19 protein-coding genes and 3 pseudogenes are annotated in these 26,677 nt (G+C 67.4%); 18 read left to right on the plus strand and 4 right to left on the minus strand.

Going from position 1 to position 26,677, the window contains the following annotated elements; translation table 11 throughout:
• The first annotated feature begins 24 nt into the window (after positions 1 to 24).
• The 10 genes and pseudogenes from BLV31_RS10730 to BLV31_RS10765 all read left to right on the plus strand — a co-directional run bounded on the left by BLV31_RS10730 (position 25) and on the right by BLV31_RS10765 (position 12,851).
• Positions 25 to 618 (plus strand): 2Fe-2S iron-sulfur cluster-binding protein, encoded by a 594-nt coding sequence (locus BLV31_RS10730; protein WP_064061599.1) that lies wholly within the window; start codon positions 25 to 27, stop codon positions 616 to 618.
• Positions 615 to 1,616 (plus strand): FAD binding domain-containing protein, encoded by a 1,002-nt coding sequence (locus BLV31_RS10735; RefSeq protein WP_024101424.1) that lies wholly within the window; start codon positions 615 to 617, stop codon positions 1,614 to 1,616. Before BLV31_RS10730 ends, BLV31_RS10735 begins: the two co-directional genes overlap by 4 nt.
• Positions 1,613 to 3,736, plus strand: a complete 2,124-nt coding sequence (locus BLV31_RS10740) for a xanthine dehydrogenase family protein molybdopterin-binding subunit (RefSeq protein ID WP_064061600.1) — start codon at positions 1,613 to 1,615, stop codon at positions 3,734 to 3,736. The genes BLV31_RS10735 and BLV31_RS10740 overlap by 4 nt, the downstream gene beginning before the upstream one ends.
• Before the next feature lie 409 nt (positions 3,737 to 4,145).
• Complete coding sequence (locus BLV31_RS10745; protein WP_006550390.1) at positions 4,146 to 4,376, plus strand: redoxin NrdH; 231 nt, start codon at positions 4,146 to 4,148, stop codon at positions 4,374 to 4,376.
• 109 nt (positions 4,377 to 4,485) lie between these two features.
• Positions 4,486 to 4,938, plus strand: a complete 453-nt coding sequence (gene nrdI, locus BLV31_RS10750; RefSeq protein WP_064061601.1) for a class Ib ribonucleoside-diphosphate reductase assembly flavoprotein NrdI — start codon at positions 4,486 to 4,488, stop codon at positions 4,936 to 4,938.
• An 83-nt stretch (positions 4,939 to 5,021) separates the two neighbouring features.
• Positions 5,022 to 5,579: pseudogene (locus BLV31_RS25835) on the plus strand (ribonucleotide reductase N-terminal alpha domain-containing protein); the annotation flags it as partial.
• 6 nt (positions 5,580 to 5,585) lie between these two features.
• A pseudogene (locus tag BLV31_RS25840) lies at positions 5,586 to 6,761 on the plus strand (LAGLIDADG family homing endonuclease); the annotation flags it as partial.
• 24 nt (positions 6,762 to 6,785) lie between these two features.
• Positions 6,786 to 8,402: pseudogene (gene nrdE / locus BLV31_RS25845) on the plus strand (class 1b ribonucleoside-diphosphate reductase subunit alpha); the annotation flags it as partial.
• A 51-nt stretch (positions 8,403 to 8,453) separates the two neighbouring features.
• Positions 8,454 to 9,455, plus strand: a complete 1,002-nt coding sequence (nrdF, locus tag BLV31_RS10760) for a class 1b ribonucleoside-diphosphate reductase subunit beta (protein WP_006550395.1) — start codon at positions 8,454 to 8,456, stop codon at positions 9,453 to 9,455.
• 159 nt (positions 9,456 to 9,614) lie between these two features.
• A complete protein-coding gene (locus BLV31_RS10765; protein ID WP_064061602.1) occupies positions 9,615 to 12,851 on the plus strand; it encodes an arabinosyltransferase domain-containing protein in 3,237 nt (1,078 codons plus the stop codon).
• On the opposite strand, the gene BLV31_RS10770 is transcribed toward BLV31_RS10765, so the two are convergent.
• Genes BLV31_RS10770 through BLV31_RS10780 form a run of 3 tightly spaced genes read right to left on the minus strand, consistent with a single transcriptional unit; the run spans position 12,845 to position 15,480 of the window.
• Positions 12,845 to 13,318 (minus strand): NUDIX hydrolase, encoded by a 474-nt coding sequence (locus tag BLV31_RS10770; protein ID WP_064061603.1) that lies wholly within the window; start codon positions 13,316 to 13,318, stop codon positions 12,845 to 12,847. The two genes, BLV31_RS10765 and BLV31_RS10770, sit on opposite strands and share 7 nt — an antisense overlap.
• Positions 13,319 to 13,367: 49 nt before the next feature.
• Positions 13,368 to 14,426 (minus strand): iron-siderophore ABC transporter substrate-binding protein, encoded by a 1,059-nt coding sequence (locus BLV31_RS10775; RefSeq protein ID WP_064061604.1) that lies wholly within the window; start codon positions 14,424 to 14,426, stop codon positions 13,368 to 13,370.
• A 46-nt stretch (positions 14,427 to 14,472) separates the two neighbouring features.
• Entirely contained in the window at positions 14,473 to 15,480 is a 1,008-nt protein-coding gene (locus tag BLV31_RS10780) for an ABC transporter substrate-binding protein (RefSeq protein ID WP_064061605.1), read from the minus strand.
• A 269-nt stretch (positions 15,481 to 15,749) separates the two neighbouring features.
• Between BLV31_RS10780 and ctaD the strand changes: the two genes are divergently transcribed.
• The 3 genes from ctaD (at position 15,750) to BLV31_RS10795 (ending at position 19,747) form a co-directional block, all read left to right on the plus strand.
• A complete protein-coding gene (gene ctaD / locus BLV31_RS10785; RefSeq protein WP_072740429.1) occupies positions 15,750 to 17,510 on the plus strand; it encodes an aa3-type cytochrome oxidase subunit I in 1,761 nt (586 codons plus the stop codon).
• 172 nt (positions 17,511 to 17,682) lie between these two features.
• Entirely contained in the window at positions 17,683 to 18,912 is a 1,230-nt protein-coding gene (gene serB / locus BLV31_RS10790; RefSeq protein ID WP_024101411.1) for a phosphoserine phosphatase SerB, read from the plus strand.
• On the plus strand, positions 18,905 to 19,747 hold the full coding sequence (locus tag BLV31_RS10795; RefSeq protein WP_006554579.1) for a peptidyl-tRNA hydrolase: 843 nt from the start codon (positions 18,905 to 18,907) through the stop codon (positions 19,745 to 19,747). The genes serB and BLV31_RS10795 overlap by 8 nt, the downstream gene beginning before the upstream one ends.
• 27 nt (positions 19,748 to 19,774) lie before the next feature.
• On the opposite strand, the gene glgX is transcribed toward BLV31_RS10795, so the two are convergent.
• Positions 19,775 to 21,937 (minus strand): glycogen debranching protein GlgX, encoded by a 2,163-nt coding sequence (glgX, locus tag BLV31_RS10800; protein ID WP_064061606.1) that lies wholly within the window; start codon positions 21,935 to 21,937, stop codon positions 19,775 to 19,777.
• A gap of 43 nt (positions 21,938 to 21,980) precedes the next feature.
• On the opposite strand from glgX, the gene BLV31_RS10805 reads away from it, so the two are divergent.
• The 5 genes from BLV31_RS10805 to BLV31_RS10825 are packed head-to-tail and all read left to right on the plus strand — an operon-like array spanning position 21,981 to position 26,668.
• Complete coding sequence (locus BLV31_RS10805; RefSeq protein ID WP_006554577.1) at positions 21,981 to 22,811, plus strand: ABC transporter ATP-binding protein; 831 nt, start codon at positions 21,981 to 21,983, stop codon at positions 22,809 to 22,811.
• 44 nt (positions 22,812 to 22,855) lie between these two features.
• Positions 22,856 to 23,689, plus strand: a complete 834-nt coding sequence (locus tag BLV31_RS10810; protein ID WP_006554576.1) for an NUDIX hydrolase — start codon at positions 22,856 to 22,858, stop codon at positions 23,687 to 23,689.
• Between the two features lie 10 nt (positions 23,690 to 23,699).
• Positions 23,700 to 24,479 (plus strand): enoyl-CoA hydratase-related protein, encoded by a 780-nt coding sequence (locus BLV31_RS10815; RefSeq protein ID WP_019288413.1) that lies wholly within the window; start codon positions 23,700 to 23,702, stop codon positions 24,477 to 24,479.
• Positions 24,480 to 24,532: 53 nt separating this feature from the next.
• Positions 24,533 to 25,510, plus strand: a complete 978-nt coding sequence (locus BLV31_RS10820) for a class I SAM-dependent methyltransferase (RefSeq protein ID WP_019288412.1) — start codon at positions 24,533 to 24,535, stop codon at positions 25,508 to 25,510.
• Complete coding sequence (locus BLV31_RS10825; RefSeq protein ID WP_006554573.1) at positions 25,511 to 26,668, plus strand: THUMP-like domain-containing protein; 1,158 nt, start codon at positions 25,511 to 25,513, stop codon at positions 26,666 to 26,668.
• The last annotated feature ends 9 nt before the right edge of the window (positions 26,669 to 26,677 follow it).

A 26,677-nucleotide genomic window follows, 5' to 3' on the forward strand; every position in this document is an offset into this window, starting at 1 on the left:
AGCCCACTGTTCGGAGGTTTGCCCATGACAAGCGGGAACACGAGGACCGATACCGGCCACCGACCCGATCTCGACATAGTTCTCCACGTCGACGGGGTGGAGCGTCGCGTCCCGATCGACGTCCGCACCACCGTGCTCGACGCACTGCGCGACCGCCTCGGGATCACGTCCCCGAAGAAGGGATGCGATCTCGGTCAGTGCGGAGCGTGCACCGTGCTGATCGACGGCCGGCGCACCCTCTCGTGCCTGGCCCTCGCCGCCTCGCACGACGGCGCCGAGATCGTCACCGCCGCCGGACTCGGCGACGGGGAGATGCATCCGCTCCAGGCGCAGTTCATCGAGGACGACGCCTTCCAGTGCGGCTACTGCACCCCCGGCCAGATCTGTTCGGCCGTCGGCATGCTCGACGAGTTCGCCGACGGGGCGCCGAGTCACGTAACGGCCGATCTCGAACAGGCACCCGAACTCGACGACGACGAGATCCGGGAACGCATGAGCGGCAATCTGTGCCGCTGCGCCGCCTATCCCAACATCGTCTCGGCGATCCGAACCGTCGCCGCCGGTGACAGCCGAATCGGTGTCGGCGACAGCCGCCTCGATACGGAGGAGACGCGATGAGCCCCCTCCGCTACGAGCGACCGGCAGATCCCGCCGCCGCCGTCGCCGTCGTGCACGAGACACCGGGTGCGGTCTTCCTCGCGGGCGGCACGAATCTGGTCGACCACCTCAAACTCGGCGTCGCGACCCCCGATCTCCTCGTCGACGTCTCGCATCTTCCGCTCGACGCCGTGGAGGAGACGGCCGACGGGGGAATCCGGGTGGGCGCCAACGTCCGCAACAGCGACCTCGCGGCGCATCCCTTCGTGCGGCGCAACTACCCGGTGCTGTCGCGCGCACTGCTCGCCGGTGCCTCACCCCAGCTCCGGAACACCGCGACCACCGGCGGCAACCTGCTCCAGCGCACGCGGTGCTCGTACTTCCGGGACGTGAGCACCCCCTGCAACAAGCGCGAACCCGGCAGCGGCTGCTCCGCCATCGGCGGATACACCCGCTACCACGCGATCCTCGGCGCCTCGGAGCACTGCGTGGCCACCCATCCGTCCGACATGGCGGTCGCCCTGCTCGCGCTCGACGCCGAAGTCCTGGTCCTCGGCCCGGACGGCGAGCGCGCCATCGCGGTAGAGGACTTCTACCGACTCCCCGGCGACACACCCGAGCGCGACACCGTGCTCGAACGCGACGACCTCATCGTCGGCGTGCAGATCCCCGCGGCGCAGAGTTCGCTGTCCACCTATCGCAAGGTGCGCGACCGGGCGTCCTACGCCTTCGCGTTGGTCTCCGTAGCGGCCGAGATGACCGTTGCGGACGGGACGATCACCGGGTGCCGCATCGCATTCGGTGGGGTCGCACACCGGCCCTGGCGGGCACACCGCGCGGAGGAAGCACTCCTCGGGCAACAACCCTCCGACGAGGTCTTCGCTGCGGCGGCCGAGGCCGAACTCGCCGACGCGAGTCCCCTCGACGGCAACGCCTACAAGATTCCGCTGCTGCGGCGAACCGTGGTGGCGACCCTGCGCGAACTCGACGAACGACGGGAACGAGGTGGATCCGCATGAGCCCCGAGCCGATCCGAGCAGGTGGACGCTCCACCGCGCGCATCGACGGACCGGCGAAGGTCGCCGGGACGGCACCGTACGCCTACGAGCACCCGGTCGACGATCCCGCCTACCTCGTACCGCTCACCTCCACCATCGCCCGTGGACGCGTCGACCGCATCGACACCGCCGCCGCAGAAGCGGTGCCCGGGGTGCTGAAGGTCCTCACTCCCTGGAACGCCCCACGTCTCACCGAAGAGGCCGAGGACGAGTACTCCGTCCTGCAGACACCCGACGTGCTGTACCGGGGTCAGATCATCGGCGCGGTCGTCGCGGAGACCTTCGAGATCGCCCGGGAGGCATGCTCGCTCCTGAAGGTCGAGTACAGCGAGGAACCGCACGACGCGCTCTTCCGCGCCGACCATCCTGACGCGTACACACCCGAGACCGTCAACGGCGGCTACGAACCCGACACCGAGCGAGGCGACGTCGACGCGGCGTTCGCCCGCGCCGAGACGGTGATCGATCAGTGGTACTCCACCCCTGAGGAACACAACAATCCACTCGAACCGCACACCGTGGTCGCGATCTGGCGGAACGACGTCGTGCCGTCGAACAGTGAGACCGACGGATACACTCTGACGCTGTACACCTCGACGCAACATCCGCACGGTGTCGTCGAGACCCTCGCGCCGGTCTTCGGTCTCGACGCGGCCCGGATGCGGGTGGTCTGTCCGTACATCGGTGGGGGATTCGGTTCCAAGGGCGGTCCTCACGCGCACGACGTCCTCGGCGGACTCGCGGCGCGGGCCCTGGCCGGGAAAGCGATCAAGTTCGCGGTCTCCCGACCAGACATGTTCGGTTACGTCGGGTACCGCGCTCCGACCGCCTCGCACATCCGGCTCGCGGCCGACAGTGACGGCAAGCTCACCGGTCTCGTGCACGAGGCGTTCGCCCAGTCGTCCCGGGTCACCGAATTCGTCGAACAGGCGGGGGTGCCGCTGCGCAATCTCTACGACGTCGCCAACGCCCGTACGTCGCATCGCGCGATCACCCTCGACGTGCCGGCGCCGTTCTGGATGCGCGCGCCAGGTGAAGCGCCGGGCATGTTCGCCGGCGAGGTCGCGATGGACGAGCTCGCCGCCGAACTCGGGATCGACCCGATCGAACTGCGCATCCGCAACGAACCCGAGTCGGATCCGGAGACGGGAAAGCCGTGGTCGTCGCGCCGACTCGTCGAATGCCTCCGCGAAGGAGCGCAGCGATTCGGATGGGATCCGTCCGACCGCGAACCCGGCCGCCGGCGGCAGGGCAACACCCTGATCGGTACCGGCATGGCGGTCGCGACCTATCCCCACATGGTCAATCCCGGCTCGGAAGCCCAGATCCGGCACCTCGGGGAGGGGCGCTACTCCGTCCGTATCGGAGCGACCGACCTCGGTACGGGTGCGTGGACGACCCTGACCCTCATCGCCGCAGACGCACTCGGATGCCGACCGGAGGACGTGGACCTCGAGATCGGCGACAGCGCACTGCCCAACGGCACGGTGGCCGGCGGGTCGTCGGGCACCTCGTCCTGGGGAACCGCGATCGTCACGGCCGCAGAGCAATTCGGCAAACGTTTCGGCGACGACCCGCCGGTGGGTGCCGAACTGTCCGCGTCGGCAGCCGAGAACCGCGAACTCGAGCACTACACCGCGCAGTCCTTCGGTGTGCACTTCGCCGAGGTGCACGTCGACGCCGATACCGGCGAGATCCGGGTGCCCCGGATGTTCGGTCTGTTCTCCGTGGGACGGGTGATCAATCCGCGAACCGCGCGTTCGCAGGTCATCGGCGGGATGTCCTTCGGGATCTCGATGGCGCTCTTCGAGGAGAGCATCCGCGACGCGCGTTTCGGGCACGTCGTCAACCACGATCTGTCCGAATACCACGTGCCGACACACGCCGACATCCGCCGGGTCGAAGCGGATTGGCTCGATGACGAGGACCTGCACGCGACACCCATGGGGTCGCGGGGGATCGGTGAGATCGGGATCGTGGGCAGCGCCGCGGCGGTCGTCAACGCCCTGTGGCACGCGACCGGAGTGCGGGTCCGGAACCTGCCGGCCCACCTCGACGACCTGCTGGCCGGACTGCCCTGACACACCGGATCGGAGGCGGGACGAGCGCGCGGAAACGGTCGCTCGTCCCGCCTCCGGTTTCCCCGCACAGGGCAGTCGGGAGGGTGTTCTCGCGGTGCCCTCGCGAAGTTGTCGGTGGCACCCGCCACACTGTGCTCGAGGTCTCTCTCGTGCGCGCTGCGGCGACACGCCGAGACACGCCCGAAACGCCGTGGAGGGAGGGGCGCGACCTGGGAATATCACCTTTGTAAGTCACAACATCCTGGGTTCTGTGTATCCGACGGACACAAGGTGTAGTGTCTAGACCGCTGGAGGGCCACAAGTGCCGACGATCTCTCGGGGAAGCGGGATCGGACGGATGAGTGGGCTTCCGGGTAACGCACAGCAGTCAGTCGTCAGGCCGCCCACGGCCGTCGGAAAAGGGGCATTCATGAACATCACCGTCTATACCAAGCCTGCCTGCGTCCAGTGCACCGCCACCTACCGCGCCCTCGACAAGGCCGGCATCGAGTACGACGTCGTCGACATCAGTGAGAACCCCGAGGCCCGCGACTACGTCATGGCGCTGGGATACCTCCAGGCGCCCGTCGTCGTCGCCGGCGACGACCACTGGTCGGGCTTCCGCCCCGATCGCATCAAGGCGCTTACCGTCGCTGCCTGAGCCCGGGCCGCGTTCGCCGCGGCCCGATCGTCGTCGTCTCCGGGCGGACGTGTTCTTCCGTGTCCGCCCGGGCCGGTCTTCGCAATCGAATGAAGAGTGGTGACTACCGATGGCTTCGCTGGGGTCGATCCCGGGAACATCGCTGGTGTACTTCTCGAGTACATCCGAGAACACCCACCGATTCGTGCAGAAACTCGGGTTTCCGGCCAGCCGTATCCCATTGCACGATCGTGAGGGGAATTTCGAGGTCCACGATCCGTACGTGCTGATCGTGCCGACCTACGGTGGCGGGACGACCGCCACGGGCCGTGATACCCGCTACGTTCCCAGGCAGGTCATCCGATTCCTCAACAACGAGCACAATCGGGGCCTGATCCGCGGTGTCATCGCGGCGGGTAACACCAACTTCGGCGACTCGTACTGTTTCGCGGGAGACATCGTCTCGCGCAAGTGCAAGGTGCCGTATCTGTACCGGTTCGAGTTGATGGGCACGACCGACGACGTCGAGCGTGTCCGCGACGGTCTCGCCCGATTCTGGGAGTCCGTTCTCCAGAACGCCTGAGCCACATCCGTATCCGTATTCGACGCGCGTCGCGGACGTGACTGCGCGGCCGTTTCCTAACTCCGACAAGTGGGGACAGCACTGTGACCATTACCGATCCCGCTCCCGCCACGAGCGCACACCTCGACGATTCGCTCAAGGATCTCGACTACCACGCGCTCAACGCGATGTTGAATCTGTACGGCCCCAACGGCGAGATCCAGTTCGACAAGGATGTGGCCGCCGCCCGTCAGTACTTCCTGCAGCACGTCAACCAGAACACGGTCTTTTTCCACAACCTCGACGAGAAGCTCGACTACCTCGTCGAGGAGAACTACTACGAGCCCGAGGTGCTCGAGAAGTATTCGCGCGCATTCGTCAAATCGCTGTTCGAGCACGCATATTCGAAGAAGTTCCGGTTCCCGACCTTCCTCGGTGCGTTCAAGTACTACACCTCGTACACGCTCAAGACGTTCGACGGCAAGCGCTACCTTGAGCGTTTCGAGGACCGTGTGTGCATGGTCGCGCTGACGCTCGCCGACGGCGACGAGATCCTCGCCCGGCACCTCGTCGACGAGATCATCTCGGGTCGTTTCCAGCCGGCCACCCCGACCTTCCTCAACTCGGGCAAGAAGCAGCGCGGCGAGCCCGTCTCGTGCTTTCCCGCCGGTACGCTCATCGACACGATCGACGGGCAGCGGGCTATCGAGACCCTGCAGGCGGGGGATCTGGTCCTGTCGCACGACGGGGCGTACCACGCGGTCGAGGAGCTGATCGAGAACCCGAATGATCAAGCCTTGGTGTCGATTTCGCACTTCGGGCACAAAGAGCCGATTCGGTGCACTCCGGAGCATCCTATCCTGGTGTGGACCGAGCGTGATGTCGAGACCTTGATCGACGGCGATGGAGCGGATCCCTTCAACGGTTTCGTATGGCTCGCTGCCCAGGACGTGCGCCCGACCGACTTCATTGTCACCGCGGCGCCGTTGGGTGAGCGCGACAAGCGCGTTTTCGACCTCATGGACCATGTTGGTAATGGACTGTACGAAGAGGTCGATGGTCTGATTCGTAAGGTGAACGTTGATGCCAAGCAGCGTCACAGTCAGCGCTTCGTCGGTGTCAACCGATACGTCGAGGAATCGTACGAGTTCGGACTGATTCTCGGCTGGTATGTTGCCGAGGGCTACGTATCCAAGCGTGCGGGTGTCGATGGTGTGCAACCCAATGGTGTTCACTTCACTCTCGGTGCACACGAGGTCGAGTACCAGGCAGATCTGGCGGCGGCGTTCAAGCAAGTATTCGGCGTCGAACTCTCTCAGTCCACCAACCAGTCGGACCACTCGACCAAGATGGGTTGCAACAGCAAGGTGGTGGCGTCATTGCTGCTGTCGCTTGCCGGGACCGGTTACAGTACGAAACGCCTGACGCGCGATGTCATGACTGCCGATGAAGAGTTTCAGCGCGGTCTGCTTGCGGGCTTGTTCAGGGGCGACGGCTGCAGCACCAATGGCGGCATGATCCTCGATCTCGTCAATCCGGAACTGGTGGATCAGGTGCAGTTGATCCTGCGCCGCCTGGGCATCGTGTCGGTCGTTCGCCAGTACATCAACCAGGCGGGCAATGTGACGGGCCATGTGTTCGTCCCCGGGGTGCCCGGCACCAACGAAGACTTCATCTTCGACGTCGGCAAGAACCTGCACAACTATGTCGGGCGGAAGGGCGCCAAGCGCACGACCTATCAGGTGGCGCACGGGCGTCATGTCTACGGAATCCGTGAGATCGCGAAGACCGACGAGACGCCGAGCAAGGTGTATAACCTGCACGTCGAGGGCACACATACCTATACGATTCGCGGCGCTGTGGTGCACAATTGCTTCCTGCTCCGCATCGAGGACAACATGGAGTCGATCGGCCGCTCCATCAACTCCGCACTGCAGCTGTCCAAGCGCGGTGGCGGTGTCGCCTTGCTGCTCAGCAACATTCGTGAGCACGGCGCTCCGATCAAGAAGATCGAGAACCAGTCCTCCGGCGTCATCCCGATCATGAAGCTGCTCGAGGACTCCTTCTCCTACGCCAACCAGCTCGGTGCCCGTCAGGGTGCCGGTGCGGTCTACCTGCACGCGCACCACCCCGACATCTACCGCTTCCTCGACACCAAGCGCGAGAACGCCGACGAGAAGATCCGCATCAAGACCCTCTCGCTGGGCGTCGTCATCCCCGACATCACCTTCGAACTGGCGAAGAAGAACGAGGACATGTACCTGTTCTCGCCGTACGACGTCGAGCGCGTCTACGGCAAGCCCTTCGCCGACATCGACGTCACCGAGAAGTACTACGAGATGGTCGACGACAAGCGCATCCGCAAGTCGAAGATCAAGGCGCGCGAGTTCTTCCAGACCGTCGCCGAGCTGCAGTTCGAGTCGGGCTACCCCTACGTCATGTTCGAGGACACGGTGAACCGGGCCAACCCGATCGCCGGCAAGATCACGCACTCGAACCTGTGCTCGGAGATCCTGCAGGTCTCGACTCCCTCGGAGTTCAACGACGACCTGTCCTACAGCCATGTGGGCAAGGACATCTCGTGCAACCTCGGCTCGCTGAACATCGCGAAGACGATGGACTCGCCCGACTTCGCGCAGACCATCGAGGTCGCCATCCGCGGCCTGACGGCCGTCTCCGACCAGACGACGATCTCGTCGGTGCCGTCGATCGAGCGGGGCAACAACGAATCCCACGCCATCGGCCTCGGCCAGATGAACCTGCACGGCTTCCTCGCCCGCGAGCACATCTTCTACGGGTCCGAAGAAGGCGTCGACTTCACGAACATCTACTTCTACACCGTGCTGTTCCACGCCCTGCGTGCGTCGAACAAGATCGCGATCGAGCGCGGCTCGTACTTCAAGGGCTTCCCGGAGTCGAAGTACGCCTCGGGTGAGTTCTTCGACAAGTACACCGATCAGGTGTGGGAGCCGGCGACCGAACGGGTCCGTCAGCTGTTCGCCGAGTCGGACATCGCGATCCCCACGCAGCAGGACTGGCGCGAGCTGAAGGAGTCCGTGCAGAAGCACGGCATCTACAACCAGAACCTGCAGGCGGTTCCGCCCACCGGTTCGATCTCGTACATCAACCACTCGACGAGCTCGATCCACCCGGTCGCGTCGAAGATCGAGATCCGCAAGGAGGGCAAGATCGGGCGTGTCTACTACCCGGCGCCCTACATGACGAACGAGAATCTCGAGTACTTCCAGGATGCCTACGAGATCGGCTACGAGAAGATCATCGACACCTACGCTGCCGCGACGCAGCACGTCGACCAGGGGCTGTCGCTGACGCTGTTCTTCAAGGACACCGTCACCACCCGCGACGTGAACAAGGCCCAGATCTACGCGTGGCGCAAGGGAATCAAGACCCTGTACTACATCCGCCTGCGGCAGATGGCGCTCGAGGGCACCGAGGTGGAGGGTTGCGTCTCCTGCATGTTGTGACCCTGCTCCACGACAGTCTTTGCATCAGCACACAATTCAGGTAGGTAACCGATGACTGCAGCAGCACACTCGCCGGCCGACGGCGTGCGCGTCAAACTCATCGATCGCGTCTCCGCGATCAACTGGAACCGCGTCCCCGACGACAAGGACGCCGAGGTCTGGGATCGTCTCACCGGCAACTTCTGGCTCCCGGAGAAGGTGCCGGTCTCCAACGACATCCAGTCGTGGGGCACGCTCACCGAGTACGAGCAGGAACTGACGATGCGGGTCTTCACGGGCCTGACGCTGCTCGACACCATCCAGGGCACGGTCGGCGCGGTCTCGCTCATCCCCGATGCGGTGACCCCGCACGAGGAAGCGGTGCTGACGAACATCGCGTTCATGGAGTCGGTGCATGCGAAGAGCTACTCGCAGATCTTCTCGACGCTGTGCTCGAGCCGCCAGATCGACGACGCCTTCCGCTGGTCGGAGGAGAACGAGCACCTGCAGCGCAAGGCGCAGATCATCCTCGATTACTACAAGGGCGACGACCCGCTCAAGCGCAAGGCCGCCTCGACGCTGCTCGAGTCGTTCCTGTTCTACTCGGGCTTCTACCTGCCGATGTACTGGTCGTCGCGGGCCAAGCTCACCAACACCGCCGACATGATCCGCCTGATCATTCGCGACGAGGCCGTCCACGGCTACTACATCGGCTACAAGTACCAGCGCGGGCTCGAGACGATCACGCAGGCCGAGCGCGACGAGCTCAAGGACTGGGTCTTCGAACTGCTCTTCGAGCTGTACGACAACGAGACCCACTACACGGCCGACCTCTACGACCAGGTCGGGCTCACCGAGGACGTCAAGAAGTTCCTGCGCTACAACGCGAACAAGGCGCTGATGAACCTCGGTTACGAGGCGCTGTTCCCGAAGGACGAGACGGACGTCAACCCGGCCATCCTGTCGGCGTTGTCGCCGAACGCCGACGAGAACCACGACTTCTTCTCGGGCTCCGGCAGCTCCTACGTGATCGGCAAGGCCGTCGTCACAGAAGACGACGACTGGGACTTCTGACGTAGACGTTCTCTGTCACCGGCCCGAACGCATCGATCCCGTACACCGGGCGCAGCAGCGCCCGTGTGCGGGATCGCGTGCTTTTCGCGGCCCGGCCCGTCCCCGATAGCATCGCTCCTCGTGACCGAGACAAGAGAAGCGTCGGGCTCGCCTCGGCCGGTGACAATCGAACGCGTGCCGTCGGGCGGGCGGGCAGTCGAGCAGCGGACCCGTCTGTGGGCGGTGCTCGCCGCCGTCGTGGGGATCGTCGCATCCATCGCGATGCCGTTCCTGCCCGTGACGCAGACCACTGCGACCATCGACTGGCCGCAGAGCGAGAGCAACGCAGGCATCTCGGCGCCGTTGGTGTCCTACGCACCGGTCGATCTCGACGCCACGATCGAGTGCCGGTCCGTGCGCGACGCGCTGCCGGACGGCGGCACCGTCTTCTCCACACTTCCCGCAGGAGCTCCCGACCGTGAACGCTACGGGCTGATCGCCCGTGTCCGGCCGGCCGGTGACGACGGGCCGGCGGTGTTCGAGGTGATCTCCCGCAACACACTGCTCGCCTCCGCGCCGGTGGACGACCTGGCCGGGGACTGCTCGGTCACCCTGTCCTCGAACTCGGAACGCACCGTCGCCACGATCACCGGCTCGGCCGCGGCGTCAGGGGAGCGGACCTTCGACCGAGACCTGCGGCCCCAGCTCGTCGGCATCTTCACCGACCTGCCCGGTCCCGCACTCGACGGTGTCTCGGTCACCGCGACCGTCGACACCCGCTTCACGACGTCTCCGACGGTGCTGAAGATCGTCGCGATGATCGTCGCGGTGGTCGCCACGGCACTGGCGTTGTGGACGCTGGCCCGGCTCGATCGCGCCGACGGTCGTCGCCACCGCCGCCTGTTGCCGGCGTCGTGGTGGTCGTTCACCCGCATCGACGCGCTGGTCGTCGGAACGCTGCTCGTCTGGCACGTCATCGGGGCGAACACCGCCGACGACGGTTACCAGCTCGGAATGGCTCGCGCCGCGGGCGCGGCCGGGTACATGGCGAACTACTTCCGGTGGTTCGGTGTGCCCGAGGCACCCTTCGGCACTCCCTTCTACGACGTCCTCGCCCTGATGACCCAGGTCTCGACGGCGAGCATCTGGATGCGGCTACCGGCACTGACCGCCGGAATCCTGTGCTGGTGGGTGCTCAGCCGCGAGGTCGCTCCACGTCTCGGCGTCGCACTGCGTCGCAACCGGCTTCCGCTGTGGACCGGGGCGCTGGTGTTCCTGGCGTTCTGGCTGCCGCTCAACAACGGACTGCGCCCGGAACCGATCGTCGCGACGGGCGTCGTGCTCACCTGGTGCTCGGTCGAACGCGCGATCGCCACCCGGCGTCTGCTGCCCGCGGCGGCCGCGATCGTCGTCGCCGCGCTCACCGTGACCGCGGGACCGTCGGGCATCATCTGTTTCGCTGCGCTGATCGCCGGTGCCCGCCCGATCGCCCGCATCCTCCATCGGCGTGCGCAGACCCTGGGATGGCTGCCGGTACTTACGCCGATGCTCGCGGCCGGACTGGTGATCCTGGTGCCGGTCTTCGCCGACCAGACCCTCGCGGCGGTGCTGGAGATGCAGCACGTGCACGGCGTCGGTCCGAACGTGCCGTGGTTCCAGGAGTATCTGCGCTACCAGTACCTGCTGCAGATCACCGTGGACGGCTCGCTGGCCCGCAGGTTCGCGGTCTTCACCCTGGTGTTGTGCCTGGCGGTGGCGATCGTGGCGATGCTGCGCCGCGGTGGGCACATCCCCGGCACCGCGCAGGGACCGTCCCGCCGCATCGTCGGCATCACCCTCGGCGCGCTGGTGCTGATGATGTTCGCGCCCACCAAGTGGACCCACCACTTCGGTATCTACGCCGGTCTGGCCGCCGCGGTGGCGATGCTCGCCGCCGTGGCCACCGGACCCGCGGTGTTGCGTTCGCGACGCAACCGCGCCCTGTTCGCCGCGGCGGTGTCGTTCGTGGTGACCATGTCGTTCATCGGCCCCAACGGCTGGTGGTACGTCTCGAGCTACGGGGTCCCGTGGTGGGACAAGCCGCCGTCGGTCGCCGGATTCGGTTTCTCCACCGTCTTCTTCGCCGTGACGGTCGTCGCGTTGCTGCTGGCCGCGTGGTGGCACATCCACCCCGTCGCCTCCACCCGCACCGACACCCCGTCGCGGTTGTGGGCGGTGCCGCCGTTGACCGTCGCCGCCGCGGCGATGGTGCTGTTCGAGGTGCTGTCACTGGCCAAGGGCGCGATCTCGCAGTACCCGGGCTATTCGGTGGCACGGTCCAACGTCGACACGCTCACCGGCAACTCGTGTGCGCTCGCGAACGACGTGCTGCTCGAAACGGATCCGAACGCCTCGGTGCTCACCCCCATCGGTGCCGACGCGGCCTCCGCTCTCGATGCCGGGGGAGGGGACGGGTTCACGCCGGGTGGTGTCGCGCTCGATCTGACCCCGGACGACGACTCGGCCTCGGCCGGCACCGCCAACACCGTCGACACGAACGACGACCAGAGCTCGACCGGCGGTACCGGTGGCACCGGCGGCGGTACCGGCAGAGTCGGAATCAACGGCAGCACCGTCGCATTGCCGTTCGGCCTCGATCCGGTGACCACGCCGGTGCTGGGCAGCCACGGATCGTCCCTCGGCGACGTCACGAGCGCCTGGTTCCGGCTGCCCGAGCCCGACGCGACCGGATCGCGTGGGGATCTCGTCACGATCGCCGCGGCCGGCCGGATCTTCTCCGTCGACGCCGACGGCACCGAAACCTACGGTCAGCGGCTCGAACTCGAATACGGAACCACCGCTGCCGACGGCAGCGTGACCGCGCTGGGACGGGCGTTGCCGATCGACATCGGTCCGTCGCCCTCGTGGAGGAATCTGCGTGTCCCGATGGACACGCTGCCGGCCGAGGTCGACGCGGTGCGGATCGTCGCCTCCGACAACGATCTCGCGCCCGAACAGTGGCTGGCGTTCACCCCGCCGCGCGTGCCGCAGACGCAGACTTTGCAGCAGGTCGTCGGGAGCGACACACCGGTCCTGCTGGACTGGGCTGTCGGTCTCAATTTCCCGTGCCAGCGGCAGATGGTGCACCGCAACGGCATCGCCGAGATCCCCGAGTACCGGATCCTGCCGGACCGGATCGGTGCTATCTCCACGGATCTGTGGCAGGACCACAACGGTGGCGGTCCTCTCGGCTGGACCGACCAGCTGTTGCGGGCCCGCACGATCCCGTCGTATCTCGATCACGACTGGGACCGCGACTGGGGAGCGATCGAGCAGTACACACCGATCGATCCGTCGACGGAGACCGCGGAACTCGACACCGCCACGGTCACGCGCAGCGGTCTGTGGAGCCCGGGTCCGATCAACACTGCCTACTGACGGAACCAGGCCTCCGCACGCCCGGCGAGCGCCTTCCCGAGCCGCAGACGCGACGTCTCGGTGAGCGGCTCGGGAAGGTCGTCCGGCACGAACCACGCCACCTCGAGGTTCTCGTCGTCGGCAACGCGTGCGTCCCCGCCGGTCGCGCGGAGCAGGAAGCACACGTCGAGGTACTGCGCCACGTCGCCGTTGGGATAGGTGATCGGCGCGGTGACGTCGACGCTCGTCAGCCGCACGATCTCGGCGGCGACACCCGTCTCCTCGAGCACCTCCCGGACCGCGGCGACCGCCGGTTCCTCGCCCGGTTCGAGGATGCCGGACACCACGGCCCACATGCCGTTGTCGGCGCGGCGGGTGAGCAGGACGCGGTCGTCGTCGTCCGTGACTATCGCGCTCACCCCCGGCAGCCACAGGGGAGCGGTTCCTACGTGTGAGCGGAGCTGGACGACGAAATCGGGTATCGGCACGCCCTCGTTTCTATACCGGCAGGCGTGCTGCCGCCGGTCGAGCCGGCGATCAGTTCGAATATCCGTTGAGGGTGTACGTCAGGTCGGTGAGGATCGCCCGCGCGGCGACCGGTCCGGGGGTCGACCACACGTCGTCGGTCACGGAGAACAGACGGTTGTCGCGCACGGCCCCGAGGTCGAGCCACTCGTCGGTCTGCATGTAGTCCTTGCCGGCCTCGAGCCCGTCCTCACCGGCGAAACGGACGAAGATCACATCGCCGTCCGCCGGGGCCGGGTCCTCCGTGTCGACGGCCTGCCACGGTTGTCCGTCGACGACCGCGAACCGCTGGGCCGGCGGCCGGGCAGCGCCGACGTCGCCGAGCACCTGCCCCGCGAACGACGCGGTGCCCTCCACGGTCGGGCCGTCGGCCGTGAACCGGACGATCGACGCCTGCGTCTGGGACGACACGAGCTCGCGGCCCAGATCGCGCGCGGCCGTCGCGTAGTCGTCGAGCACGCGACGTGCGGCCTCCGTGCGCCCGAGCGCCTCACCGACCCGCACGAACTGTTCCCTCCAGAAGACCGGATCGGACCCGACCAGCACGGTGGGTGCGATGCCGCTGAGGGAGGCGTAGACGTCCGGGGCGGTGGAGGAGCCGAGGATCACATCCGGCTGTGCGCGCTCGATCGCCGCGACGTCCGGGTTGCCCGCGCCACCCACGGGCGGGAGTTCGCCGATCCCGTAGCCGAGATATTCCGGCCGGCCGGTGAGCTCGGCGCTCGCTCCCACGACGCGCTCCCACAGCCCCAGGGCGCACACCGCGTCGAGCGCCGCGGGGTCGAGGACGACGATCCGCTGCGGGTCGGCGGGCACATCCGACCGGCCTGCAGTGTGCAGGACCGGCCGGGTGCCGGTGGTGGGCTGTCCCGGATCGAGCGGGGAGGGGAGTGCGCACGCGGTCGACGTGTCCCGGTCGATGCCCACGACCGACGCACCGGCGATGCGGGTCGTGGTGCGCACGATCTCCGATGCGTCGTCGTCGGGAGGTGTGGAGCATCCGGCCAGGGCTGTCGTCACCGCAGCGACGGCTGCGACGAGTACTGCTCGTGACCGGTGCACGGAAAACACGTCGGACCAACTCCTGTAGGACGCTGCTCGGATCGGACGGCTCAGGCTATCCGGTCGTGTGACGGTCGACGCCGAAGGTGTCCGCGAGGTCGTCGAGGATGCGGTGCGCACCCTGGATGCTCACCGGCATCATCCACACGCTGTCGTCGACCTCGACCTTCCTTCCCTGCAGGTTCTGCCACAACGGATTGGTGACGAAGGGTTCGGCCGCCGCCTGCGCCTTGCCGTCGCCGAGGTCGTAGGTGGTGACGAAGATGACGTCCGCCTCGGCCTCGGTGATCAGTTCGGGGCTGATGGCGTTCATGATGCTCGACGGATCCGACGGATCGGGACCCTGGCTCGCGGGGCGGGCGAGACCGGCGTCCTCGAGCACGATGCCGCTGAACGAGGTGGTGCGGTACAGCCGGGCCGTCGGTTCACCGGCGAAGCGGACGATCGAGATCGTCGGGTTGCCGGCCTTTTCGTTGATGTCCGCACCGATGGCCGCGGCGCGCTCCTCGTACTCGGAGATCTTCTGCTCGGCGAGGTCCTCCTTGCCGATGGCCTGCGCGACGAGGCGGATGTTGTCCTTCCACGTCGGTCCGGTCGACTGGGAGAAGACGGTCGGGGCGATGGCGGACAGTTCCTCGTAGTTCTCTCCGTCGCGCACCTCCGCCGAGAGGATGAGGTCGGGTTCGAGCGCGGCCACCTGTTCGAGGCTCACGTCCGCGGTCTTGCCGACGGACACGGCGTCGGTCGCGTGCTGCCGCGAGTCGCCGAGATAGTCGGGGAACTCGTCGGTGCGGTAGTCGACGTACCCGACGAGAGGTGCCTCGAGGAGAAGCACGGCGTCGGAATAGCTCGTGTCGAGCGCGACGATGCGGGTCGGCTCGCTCTCGATCGTGGTGGAACCGCGGAAGTGTTCGACGGTCCGGGGGAAGCCGGCGGCCGAGTCGGACGCGGTGTCGGTGGTCGCGTCGTCGGAGGTGTCGGCCGAACTGCAGCCGGCGACGAGGAGTCCGGCGGTCAGCAGTGCTGCCGCGAACCGGGCTGGTCGGGAGGAGAGAACAGGCACGGGTCGTCCTTCTGTGATTGCGGGGGGAAGTGCACCCTAACCCGTGCTGTTCGCGCGTGGTGGGGTCACCTGCTGTCGCCCTGCGTGTGAAGTGCAGCACAAAATCCGATTGTGGTTGTCCGCTCCGCTCCAGGTAGCCTCGCGAGTCGAGTACGACAGTGAGTAGGACCCGGAGGGCGACCGTTTCGGGCAGGGTCTACGATTCGATGAGCGCAAGCCAGAGACCGTTCGCCTCCAGCCCGAGGTCGAGCGCGCATTCAGGAGGATTAGTGACTGCCGTAGCGCCCCAGCCAGTCCCAGAGATAGCTGCAGCAAGGCCGTACCCGCCGCGGCAGGGACCCAAGGGTTCGTTCATCTACAAGATGATCACGACCACAGATCCCAAGATGTTGGGGATCATGTACATGGTCACCTCGTTCGCCTTCTTCCTCATCGGCGGCCTGATGGCCCTGCTGATGCGCACCGAGCTCGCGGTCCCCGGCCTGCAGTTCCTGTCGAACGAGCAGTTCAACCAGCTGTTCACCATGCACGGCACGATCATGCTGCTGATGTACGCGACGCCGGTCGTGTTCGCCTTCGCGAACTACATCCTGCCGCTGCAGATCGGCGCCCCCGACGTCGCCTTCCCGCGCCTGAACGCCTTCAGCTACTGGCTGTACCTGTTCGGCGCGACGATCGTCATGCTCGGCTTCGTCACCCCCGGCGGTGCCGCGGACTTCGGTTGGACGGCGTACACGCCGCTCACCAGTGAGATCCACTCCCCGGGTGTCGGTGCCGACTTCTGGATCCTCGGCCTCGGCGTGATGGGTCTGGGCACCATCCTCGGTGGCGTCAACTTCATCACCACCGTGGTGTGCATGCGTGCACCGGGCATGACCATGTTCCGGATGCCGATCTTCACCTGGAACATCCTGATCACCAGCCTGCTGATCCTGCTCGTGTTCCCGCTGCTGACCGCCGCCTTCATGGGCCTGTTCGTCGACCGTCACCTCGGTGGCCACATCTACGACCCCGCCACCGGCGGTGTGCTCCTGTGGCAGCACCTGTTCTGGTTCTTCGGCCACCCCGAGGTGTACGTCATCGCGCTGCCGTTCTTCGGCATCGTCTCGGAGATCTTCCCGGTCTTCTCCCGCAAGCCGATCTTCGGTTACACCGGTCTGGTCTACGCCACGATGGCCATCGCGGCGCTGTCCATCGCCGTGTGGGCGCACCACATGTACGCCACCGGCGCCGTGCTGCTGCCGTACTTCTCGTTCATGACCTTCCTGATCGCCGTCCCGACCGGTGTGAAGTTCTTCAACTGGATCGGCACGATGTGGAAGGGCCAGATCACGTTCGAATCGCCGATGCTGTTCTCGGTCGGCTTCATCGTGACCTTCCTCTTCGGTGGTCTGACCGGTGTCATCCTCGCGAGCCCGCCGCTGGACTTCCACCTGCACGACTCGTACTTCGTGGTGGCGCACTTCCACTACGTGCTCTTCGGCACCATCGTGTTCGCGACCTACGCCGGCATCTACTTCTGGTTCCCGAAGATGACCGGACGCATGCTCGACGAGCAGCTCGGCCGCTGGCACTTCTGGCTGACCTTCATCGGCTTCCACACCACCTTCCTGGTGCAGCACTGGCTCGGTAACGAGGGCATGCCCCGTCGCTACGCCGACTACCTGCCGTCCGACGGGTTCACCACCCTGAACACGATCTCCACCATCGGTGCGTTCGTGCTCGGTGCCTCGACGCTGCCGTTCCTGTGGAACGTCTTCAAGAGCTACCGCTACGGCCAGGTCGTCACGGTCGACGACCCGTGGGGTTACGGCAACTCGCTCGAATGGGCCACCAGCTGCCCGCCGCCGCGGCACAACTTCACCGAGCTGCCGCGGATCCGCTCGGAGCGTCCCGCCTTCGAGCTGCACTACCCGCACATGGTCGAGAAGATGCGCGCCGAGGCGCACGTCGGCCCGGGCAGCGACAAGCACAACGTCAACGTCCTCGAGGGTGCCGACCGTACCCCCGGCGACCATCCGCGCGCCTGAGCGCAGATCGACGATCGACCGAAGCCCCACCCGTTCACCGGGTGGGGCTTCGGCCTTTCCGTGGGTCCGGACCCGCGAACGGGAGCGGCGGTTCGCCCTGCAACAATGAACGAGCGAGCCGGTACGCGCGTGCGTCCGTGTGTACCTCGACAGACAAGCGATCGGAGACGTAGTGGCGTCTGACAGCACGGTGCTGGTGACCGTGACCGGACCTGACCATCCCGGCGTGACCTCGGTGCTCTTCGCAGCGCTGACGCGGCACGACGTCGACCTCCTCGATGTGGAACAGGTCGTGATCCGTGGCCGGCTCACCCTCGGTGTCCTCCTCGTCTGCCCGACCGATGTCGAAGCGATGCAGGACGAGGTCGAGTCCGCGATGGCCACCATCGGCATGCACGCCGACGTCCAGATCGGGGCCGAGCGCGGCGCCCGCACCGTCTCGACCCACGCCGTCGTCGTGCTGGGCAGCCCGGTCAGTGCCAAGGCACTGCGATCGGTGGGCCGCACCCTCGCGGCCCAGGGCGCGAACATCGATTCGATCCGCGGCATCGCCGACTACCCGCTCACCGGCCTCGAGCTGATGATCACCGCGCCCGACACCAGCGTCGAGGCCGACGCCGCGCTGCGGCACGCCCTCGTCGAACTCGCCGCGGGCCTCGACGTCGACATCGCGGTGGAGCGCGGCGGTCTCGCCCGTCGTTCCAAGCGCCTGATCGTCTTCGACGTCGACTCCACGCTCATCCAGGGCGAGGTCATCGAGATGCTCGCCGCGCACGCCGGTGTCGAGGACAAGGTCCGCGAGGTCACCGAGGCTGCGATGCGCGGTGAGATCGACTTCGCGCAGTCCCTCGAACAACGCGTCGCGACCCTCGCGGGTCTGCCGGCGACCGTCATCGACGAGGTCGCCGAGCAGCTCGAACTCACTCCCGGTGCCCGCACCACGATCCGGACGTTGCGTCGGCTCGGCTTCCGCTGCGGCGTCGTCTCGGGCGGCTTCCGTCAGGTGATCGACCCGCTCGCACACGAACTCGAACTCGACTTCGTCCGCGCCAACACGCTCGAGATCGTCGACGGCAAGCTCACCGGGCGAGTGGTCGGCGACATCGTCGACCGCGCCGCCAAGGCACGCGCCCTCCGCGAGTTCGCCGACGAGGCGGGCGTGCCGGTCGAGCAGACCGTCGCGGTCGGCGACGGTGCCAACGACATCGACATGCTCTCGGCCGCGGGCCTGGGCGTCGCGTTCAACGCCAAGCCGGCCTTGCGCGAGGTCGCCGACACCGCCCTGTCGTATCCCTACCTCGATGCGGTGCTCTTCGTCCTCGGCGTCACCCGCGAGGAGATCGAGGCGGCCGACCGCGTCGACGGAACCCTGCGCCGCGTCCCGATCGACGGCAGTGTCTGAGCTGGACCCCGACTTCGCGGACACGGCACCCGAGCCGGTCTTCGAGGCCGCACCCGATCGGGTCTTCGACCCGGCCTCGGATCCGGGTTTCGCCGAGCGCCACGGCGTACTCACCCGCGGTTACGGGCACCGGCCCGACCCGGAGGATCCGGCGAAGGTGCAGGCGATGCCGATCGTGCTGCACATCCCCAAGGTCGATCCACCCGCCCGCAGCGCGGTGCTCGAAGCCGCCGCGATGGCCACCGTGGCACTGTGTTTCGACCCGCGGGTCGGTCCCGGCCCGGACGGCGAACCCGGTCCGTGGCAGGAACCCTTCCTCGCATGGAACGACGCGCGGATCCGGAAGGTCGCCCGCCGCGCCCGCGGAGCGCACTGGCGTGCCGCACAGGACGTCGACGGAGTCACCGTCGACCACGCCGGTGCCCAGGCCCGGGCGTTCGTGCCCGGCCCGGTGGGGGAACTGGACCCGCGCATCTCCCGCCTGCAGATCGGTGGCACCGACCTGCCCCACGACGATCCGCCCCCACCGGCGGACGGCGTTCCGGTCCTCTGGGTGCAGAAGGACCTCGAGATGACCGTCGGCAAGGCGGCCGCGCAGGTCGGTCATGCTGCGATGCTGTTCGCGGGGGCACTGGACGTCGACACCGCACGCGCCTGGGCTTCCGACGGATTCCCGTGTGCCGTCCGCGATGCGGACGAGGCCACCTGGCGCGAGCTGCTCGCTCGCGTGGAAGCCGGCACGGCCGTCGCGGTCCGCGACGCGGGCTTCACCGAGGTGGCCCCGGGTTCGATCACCGTGATCGCGGTGCCCGGCACGGTCGACGAACGAGCCTGACCTCCACCGGCGTCGTGCCGCCGTGGATCATCCTTGCTCGATGGGTCCGTCGTCCGCGATCCAGAAGATCAGCACCGTCGGACCGTCGACCGGGTACGAACTTCCCACCCGCATCGGGGAGGTGTCCGCGGGCCTGCCGTCGGGGGCACTCGAATCGAAGACGCACACGATGTTGCCGCGATACCACTCGGGTCCGGCGAGGGTCACCGTGGCGGCGTCGCCCGAATGCAGAACGAACAGCCCGCTGCTGTCCTCGAGAGTGACGCCGGTGCGGGTCACGGTGCCGAGTTGCGAGCCGTCGACCCAGCCCTGCAGCGTGCGGCGACTGTCGTCCTGCCACGCATCCTCGTCGAGTTCGATCCCCTCGATGCCGAACCACACGAGATCGGGATAGCCCACGGACCGGGCGCGGCCCTCGAAGAAGCGTCGCTGCCGCAGCACCGGGACGCGCGTGCGCAGGCGGAGCAGTTCGCGCACGTAATCCGTTCGCGCACGGTCGGCGTGCTCCCAGTCCAGCGGCCAGGCGTCGCGGACGGGGACGTCCTCGGGGACGCAGTAGGCGTTGTTGTTGCCGTTCTGCGTGTGCCCGAACTCGTCGCCGGCGAGCAGCATCGGTGTGCCCGTCGACAACAGCAGCGTCGCGAGCATCGCCCGGATGTGCCGGTCGCGGGCGGCGAGGATCTCCGGATCGTCGGTCGGCCCTTCGACCCCGTGGTTCACCGACTCGTTGTTGTTCGACCCGTCCCGGCCCTCCTCACCGTTCTCGTCGTTGTGCTTGCGCTCGTACGAGACCGCATCGGCGAGGGTGAAACCGTCGTGGGCGGTGACGAAGTTGACCGACATCCACGGCTGCCGGATGTTCCTGTCGTAGAGGTCCTCCGAACCGGTGAGCCGCGACGCCATCTCGCGGATCCCGGAACGTCCCGCCCAGTAACGGCGGACCGTGTCGCGGTAGCGGTCGTTCCATTCGGCCCATTGCGCGCCGAAGTTCCCGAGCTGGTAACCGTGTGCGGTGGCGTCCCACGGTTCGGCGACGAGCTTGACGTCGCAGAGGACGGGATCGGTGACGATCGCGGTGAGCAGTGCCGCTCGCGGATCGAAGGCCCCACCGCGGGGACGGGCCAGCGCACTGGCGAGGTCGAAGCGGAAGCCGTCCACCCCCATCACGTCCGCCCAGTACCGGAGGCTGTCGCACACCATCCGCACGACGATCGGTGAGGACGCGTCGAGGGTGTTGCCGCACCCCGTCAGGTCGATGTCCCGTCCGTGCGCGTCGAGCAGGTAGTAGCCGGGCGCGTCGAGACCGCGCCAGGACAGACTCGGACCGTCGACCGATGCTTCGCACGTGTGGTTGTAGACGACGTCGAGCAGCACCTCGAGCCCGGCGCTGTGGAAGGCGTCGACCATCGTTCGGAACTCGGCGATCTCGTTGCCGGGCGTGACGGCGTAGGCGGGATGCGGCGCGAAGTACGAGGCGGTCGAGTAGCCCCAGTGGTTGCGCATCCCCCGCGCACGCACCGACGGCTCGGTCACGAAGGCCTGCACGGGGAGCAGTTCGACCGTCGTCACTCCCAGCCCCACCAGGTGGTCGATCACCGACCGGTGGGCGAGTCCGAGATAGGTGCCGCGCAGTTCCGGCGGCACGAGCGGGTGACGGGCCGTGTACGAACCGACGTGCAGTTCGTAGACGACGGTGTTCTCCCACGGCACGCTGGGTTTGTCGTGCATGGGCGTCAGGACGGGGGTCACCACCGACAGAGGTGTGTGGCCGAGCGAGTCGGTGCTCGACATCGCACCGAACGGGTCACCCTGGTGGGGGATCAGCCGGTCCGGATCACCGACGTCGCCGACGATCCGCCGGGCCCACGGGTCGAGCAGGATCTTGTGCGGATTGGTACGCAACCCCCACTGCGGCTGCCACGGCCCGTAGGCGCGGTAGCCGTACCGTTGCCCGGCGCCGACGCCGGGGACCACCCCGTGCCAGACCCCGTAGGTGCGGTCGGGCAGGTCCACGCGGTGTTCGTTCCCGTCGTCGTCGACGAGACAGACCTGGACGCGGTCGCTGTGCGGGGCGTGGACGGCGAAGCGTGTCCCACCGTCGACCGGGGTGGGGCCGAGCGGGAAGGCGGCCCGGTCGGGGAGCGCGACCGAGCCGGACACGACAGCAGATTCGGATGCGGAGGACGACACGGGAACCGATCCTGCCGCGTTTCGGGCTCGGGCGTAAGAGAAGATGGTCCGCGTGGCACAACCTGATCCCGATTTGCTCATCGAATTCGACGACGTAGTGGTCCGACGCGGCGGGAACGTCCTCGTCGGTCCCGTGACCTGGAAGGTGGAACTCGACGAACGTTGGGTGGTTCTCGGACCCAACGGGGCAGGAAAGACCTCGCTGCTGCGGGTCGCGGCGGCCGAGACGTTCCCCACCTCCGGCACCGCGCACGTCCTCGCGGAGACGTTCGGAAAGACGGATCTGTCCGAACTACGACCCCGGATCGGATTGTCCTCCGCGGCCCTGGCCAACCGGGTGCCGAACGACGAGAAGGTCACCGATCTCGTGCTCTCCGCGGGCTACGGCGTGCTGGGCCGGTGGCGCGAGCAGTACGACGACATCGACACGAGCCGCGCGGTGGAGATGCTCGAGAGCCTCGGCGCGGAACATCTCGCCGACCGTCTGTACGGGACGCTGTCGGAGGGCGAACGCAAGCGTGCGCTCATCGCCCGGGCGCTCATGACCGACCCCGAACTGCTGCTGCTCGACGAGCCCGCGGCCGGTCTGGACCTCGGCGGTCGCGAGGAACTCGTGGCCCGGCTCGGGACGCTCGCGGCCGACCCGGATGCCCCTGCGATCGTGCTCGTCACCCATCACGTGGAGGAGATCCCGCCGGGCTTCACGCACGCGCTGCTCCTGAAGGAGGGCGGTGTGGTCGCCCAGGGCCTGCTCGACGACGTGATCACCGCCGAGAACCTCAGCGCGGCGTTCAGTCAGTCCATCTCGCTCGACAAGGTCGACGACCGGTTCTTCGCCCGCCGCACCCGCCAGGCGGGACGGCACCGCCGGTGACTCCGGGTCGGGTGGTGCCGGGACCGATCGGTTAGGTTGAGGCCATGGCCAACAATCGCTCGGCATCCACCTTCGATCCCACCGCGGTACCCATCCGCGACGCGTCCACCGTGATGCTCGTGCGGGACTCTGCGCGCGGCGTCGAGGTGTTCCTGCAGCGTCGTGTCGTCGGCATGGACTTCGCCGGCGGCATGACCGTCTTCCCCGGCGGCGGTGTCGACACTTCCGACACCGACGCCGAGGTGCGGTGGACCGGACCGGACGTGACCTGGTGGGCCGAGCGGTTCGGTATCGGCGAGGCGCAGGCCCGTGCACTGGTGCTCGCGGCCGTGCGCGAGACCTTCGAGGAGTGTGGCGTGCTGCTCGCCGGACCCACCGAGGATTCGGTGGTGGCCGACACCGGTGACTACGCGGAGGCGCGTCGTCTGCTGGAAGCGCGCGAGTTGTCCTTCGGCGACTTCCTGGAGAAGGAACAGTTGGTGCTGCGCGCCGACCTGCTGCGTCCCCACGCGAACTGGATCACCCCGCTGGGGGAGCGGCGCCGCTACGATACGCGGTTCTTCGTCGCCGCGGTACCGGAAGGACAGCGGGCCGACGGCAACACCAGCGAGACCGATCTGGTGCAGTGGCAGACCGCGGAGGAGGCCCTCGCCGACTGGCGGTCGGGCCGGTGCATCCTGCTCCCGCCCACGTGGAGTCAGCTGTCGATCCTGTCGGGCTTCGCCACGGTCGCCGACCTCATGGCGGCGGATCCGGTCATCGAGCCGATCCTGCCGATCATCAGCCGTCGCGACGGGGCGGTCCACATCGCGTTCGACGGGGACGAGGCCTACTACGAGGTCGGTACTCATCCGTGGGCCCAGCGCTCCGACATCTAGGCTGAGGACCATGGCTGAATTCGTGACCCTCGACGTCTCCGACGGCATCGGCACCATCCGTCTCGACCGCCCTCCGATGAACGCGTTGAACCGGCAGCTCCAGGAGGAGATCCGGGCCGCTGCGCGCGAGGCGACCGTCCGGTCCGACGTGAAGTCGGTGATCGTCTACGGCGGCGAGAAGGTGTTCGCGGCCGGCGCCGACATCAAGGAGATGGCCGACCTGAGCTACGTGCAGATGAGCGAGATCGTCGGCGACCTGCAGTCGGCCCTCGGGTCGATCGCCGACATCCCCAAGCCCACCGTCGCCGCGATCACCGGCTACGCCCTCGGTGGTGGCCTCGAACTCGCCCTCGGCGCCGACCGGCGCATCGTCGGCGACAACGTCAAGCTCGGCACGCCCGAGATCCTGCTGGGCATCATCCCCGGTGGCGGCGGCACCCAGCGACTGGCTCGGCTCGTCGGCCCGGCGAAGGCGAAGGATCTCGTCTTCACCGGTCGTTTCGTCGGCGCCGACGAAGCCCTGTCGATCGGTCTGGTCGACGAGGTCGTCGCCCCCGACGACGTCTACGAGGCTGCGCGTCGCTGGGCCGGGCAGTTCACAGGCGCCGCCTCGCGCGCGCTCGCCGCTGCGAAGGCCGCGATCGACCAGGGCCTCGACACCGATCTGGATACGGGTCTGAAGATCGAACAGCACGTCTTCGCCGCGCTGTTCGCCACGAAGGACCGCACCATCGGCCTCGAATCGTTCATCGAGAACGGGCCGGGCAAGGCGAAGTTCGTCGGCGAGTGATGCCGACCGGCACCTGCACTTGTCCACAGCTTACCGATGAGTAGGATCACCGCATGACTGCCAGCAGGACCGACGGGGTCGACCCCGCGCCGAATCCGCACGCCACTGCCGAAGAGGTCGCAGCCGCGCTCGAGGACACCAAGCTAGCCCAGGTGCTCTACCACGACTGGGAAGCCGAGACGTACGACGAGAAATGGTCCATCTCGTACGACGAGCGGTGCATCGACTACGCCAAGGGGCGGTTCGTCGCCGCGGCCGGCGATCAGCCGCTGCCCTACGAGCGCGCACTCGAACTCGGCTGCGGCACGGGCTTCTTCCTCCTCAACCTCATGCAGGGTGGGGTCGCGAAGACCGGTTCGGTGACCGACCTGTCGCCCGGCATGGTGAAGGTCGCGCTCCGCAACGCCGAGAATCTCGGCCTCGACGTCGACGGCCGCGTTGCCGACGCCGAGACCATTCCGTACGACGACGACACCTTCGACCTCGTGGTCGGCCATGCCGTGCTGCACCACATCCCGGACGTCGAGCAGTCGCTGCGCGAGGTGCTGCGCGTGCTCAAGCCCGGCGGCCGTTTCGTCTTCGCCGGTGAGCCCAGCACGATCGGCAACTTCTACGCCCGCATGCTCGGCCGGGTCACGTGGGAGGCCACCACCAACATCACCAAGTTGCCTTTCCTGCGCGACTGGCGTCGTCCGCAGACCGAGCTCGACGAGTCCTCCCGGGCGGCCGCCCTCGAGGCCGTCGTCGATCTGCACACCTTCGATCCTTCCGATCTCGAGAAGCTGGCCTCCTCGGCCGGAGCCGTCGAGGTCAAGGCGTCGAGCGAGGAGTTCGCCGCGGCCCTGCTCGGCTGGCCGGTGCGCACCTTCGAGGCCGCCGTCCCGCAGGAGAAGCTGGGCTGGAACTGGGCGAAGTTCGCCTTCGGTGGCTGGAAGGCGCTGAGCTGGGTCGACGAGAACATCCTCGAGCACGTCGTGCCCCGTAGCTTCTTCTACAACGTCATGATCACCGGTGTGAAGCCCGGCAAGTAGTTGGGTTACGACTTCACCCTCGCCGACGTCGAGTACCTGACGTCGGACGACGGCCGCGACGCTCTCGCGAGCGTCGCCGACCGGGAGCTGTCGACGCGTACGCGCCTCGCCGACATCGGCTGGGCGCGTACGCGTTTCGGCGATCGTGCCGGAATGCTGGTCGAAACCGTCATCCTCCGACGCAAGACGGAGGCGAAGATCGCAGGCGGCGGCGAGTGGGTGCTCACCGACGACGCTCTGCAGCAGTCCACGCCCACGCGCGTCGCGGCCCACCGCGCGAAGCGGTTGCGAGGGCGCACAGTGCACGACGTGACGTGTTCGATCGGCGCCGAGCTCACTGAACTCGTCGGAGTCGCCGAGACCGTGATCGGCAGCGATCTCGACGACGTGCGGCTGGCGATGGCCGCGCACAACGTCCCCGGGGCGTACCTCCTGCGCGCCGACGCCCTGCGTCCGGTCACGCGAGGCACCACCGTCATCGCCGATCCCGCACGCCGTTCGGGCGGGCGACGGACCCATGATCCGGCCGCGCTGCAACCACCGCTGCCCGATCTCCTCGACGCCTACGCGGGCCGCGATCTCGCCGTGAAGTGCGCACCGGGACTGGATTTCGACTCGTTCGACTGGGCCGGTGAGGTCGAGGTCGTCTCGCTCGACGGTGGAGTCCGCGAAGCGTGCCTGTACTCGCCGGGATTGAGCACTCCCGGCGTGCGCCGACGGGCTGCAGTACTGCGTTCGGACGGAACCGGTTTCGAGATCACCGACGCCGCGGACGACGACATTCCGGAACGGGAGCCGGGGGAGTGGATCGTCGACCCCGACGGCGCGATCGTGCGCGCCGGTCTCGTCCGCCACTACGCGGCAGCCCACGGACTGTGGCAACTCGACCCGCGGATCGCCTATCTCACCGGCGACAGCCTGCCCGACGGAGTACGGGGTTTCCGGATCGTCGAGCGTCTCAAGTACAGCGAGAAGACACTCCGTCAGGCGCTCGCCCGCCACGACTGCGGCGCGGTCGAGATCCTCGTGCGCGGCGTCGACGTCGACCCGGCGGTATTGCGTCCGCGCCTGAAACTGCGCGGGTCGGCCTCGCTCAGCGTGGTGCTCACCCGCATCGGCCGGACGCCGGAAGCCTTCGTCTGCACGCCGTCGCGCTGACCGCCCTCA

The organism is Rhodococcus pyridinivorans (assembly GCF_900105195.1).
Lineage (GTDB): Bacteria > Actinomycetota > Actinomycetes > Mycobacteriales > Mycobacteriaceae > Rhodococcus > Rhodococcus pyridinivorans.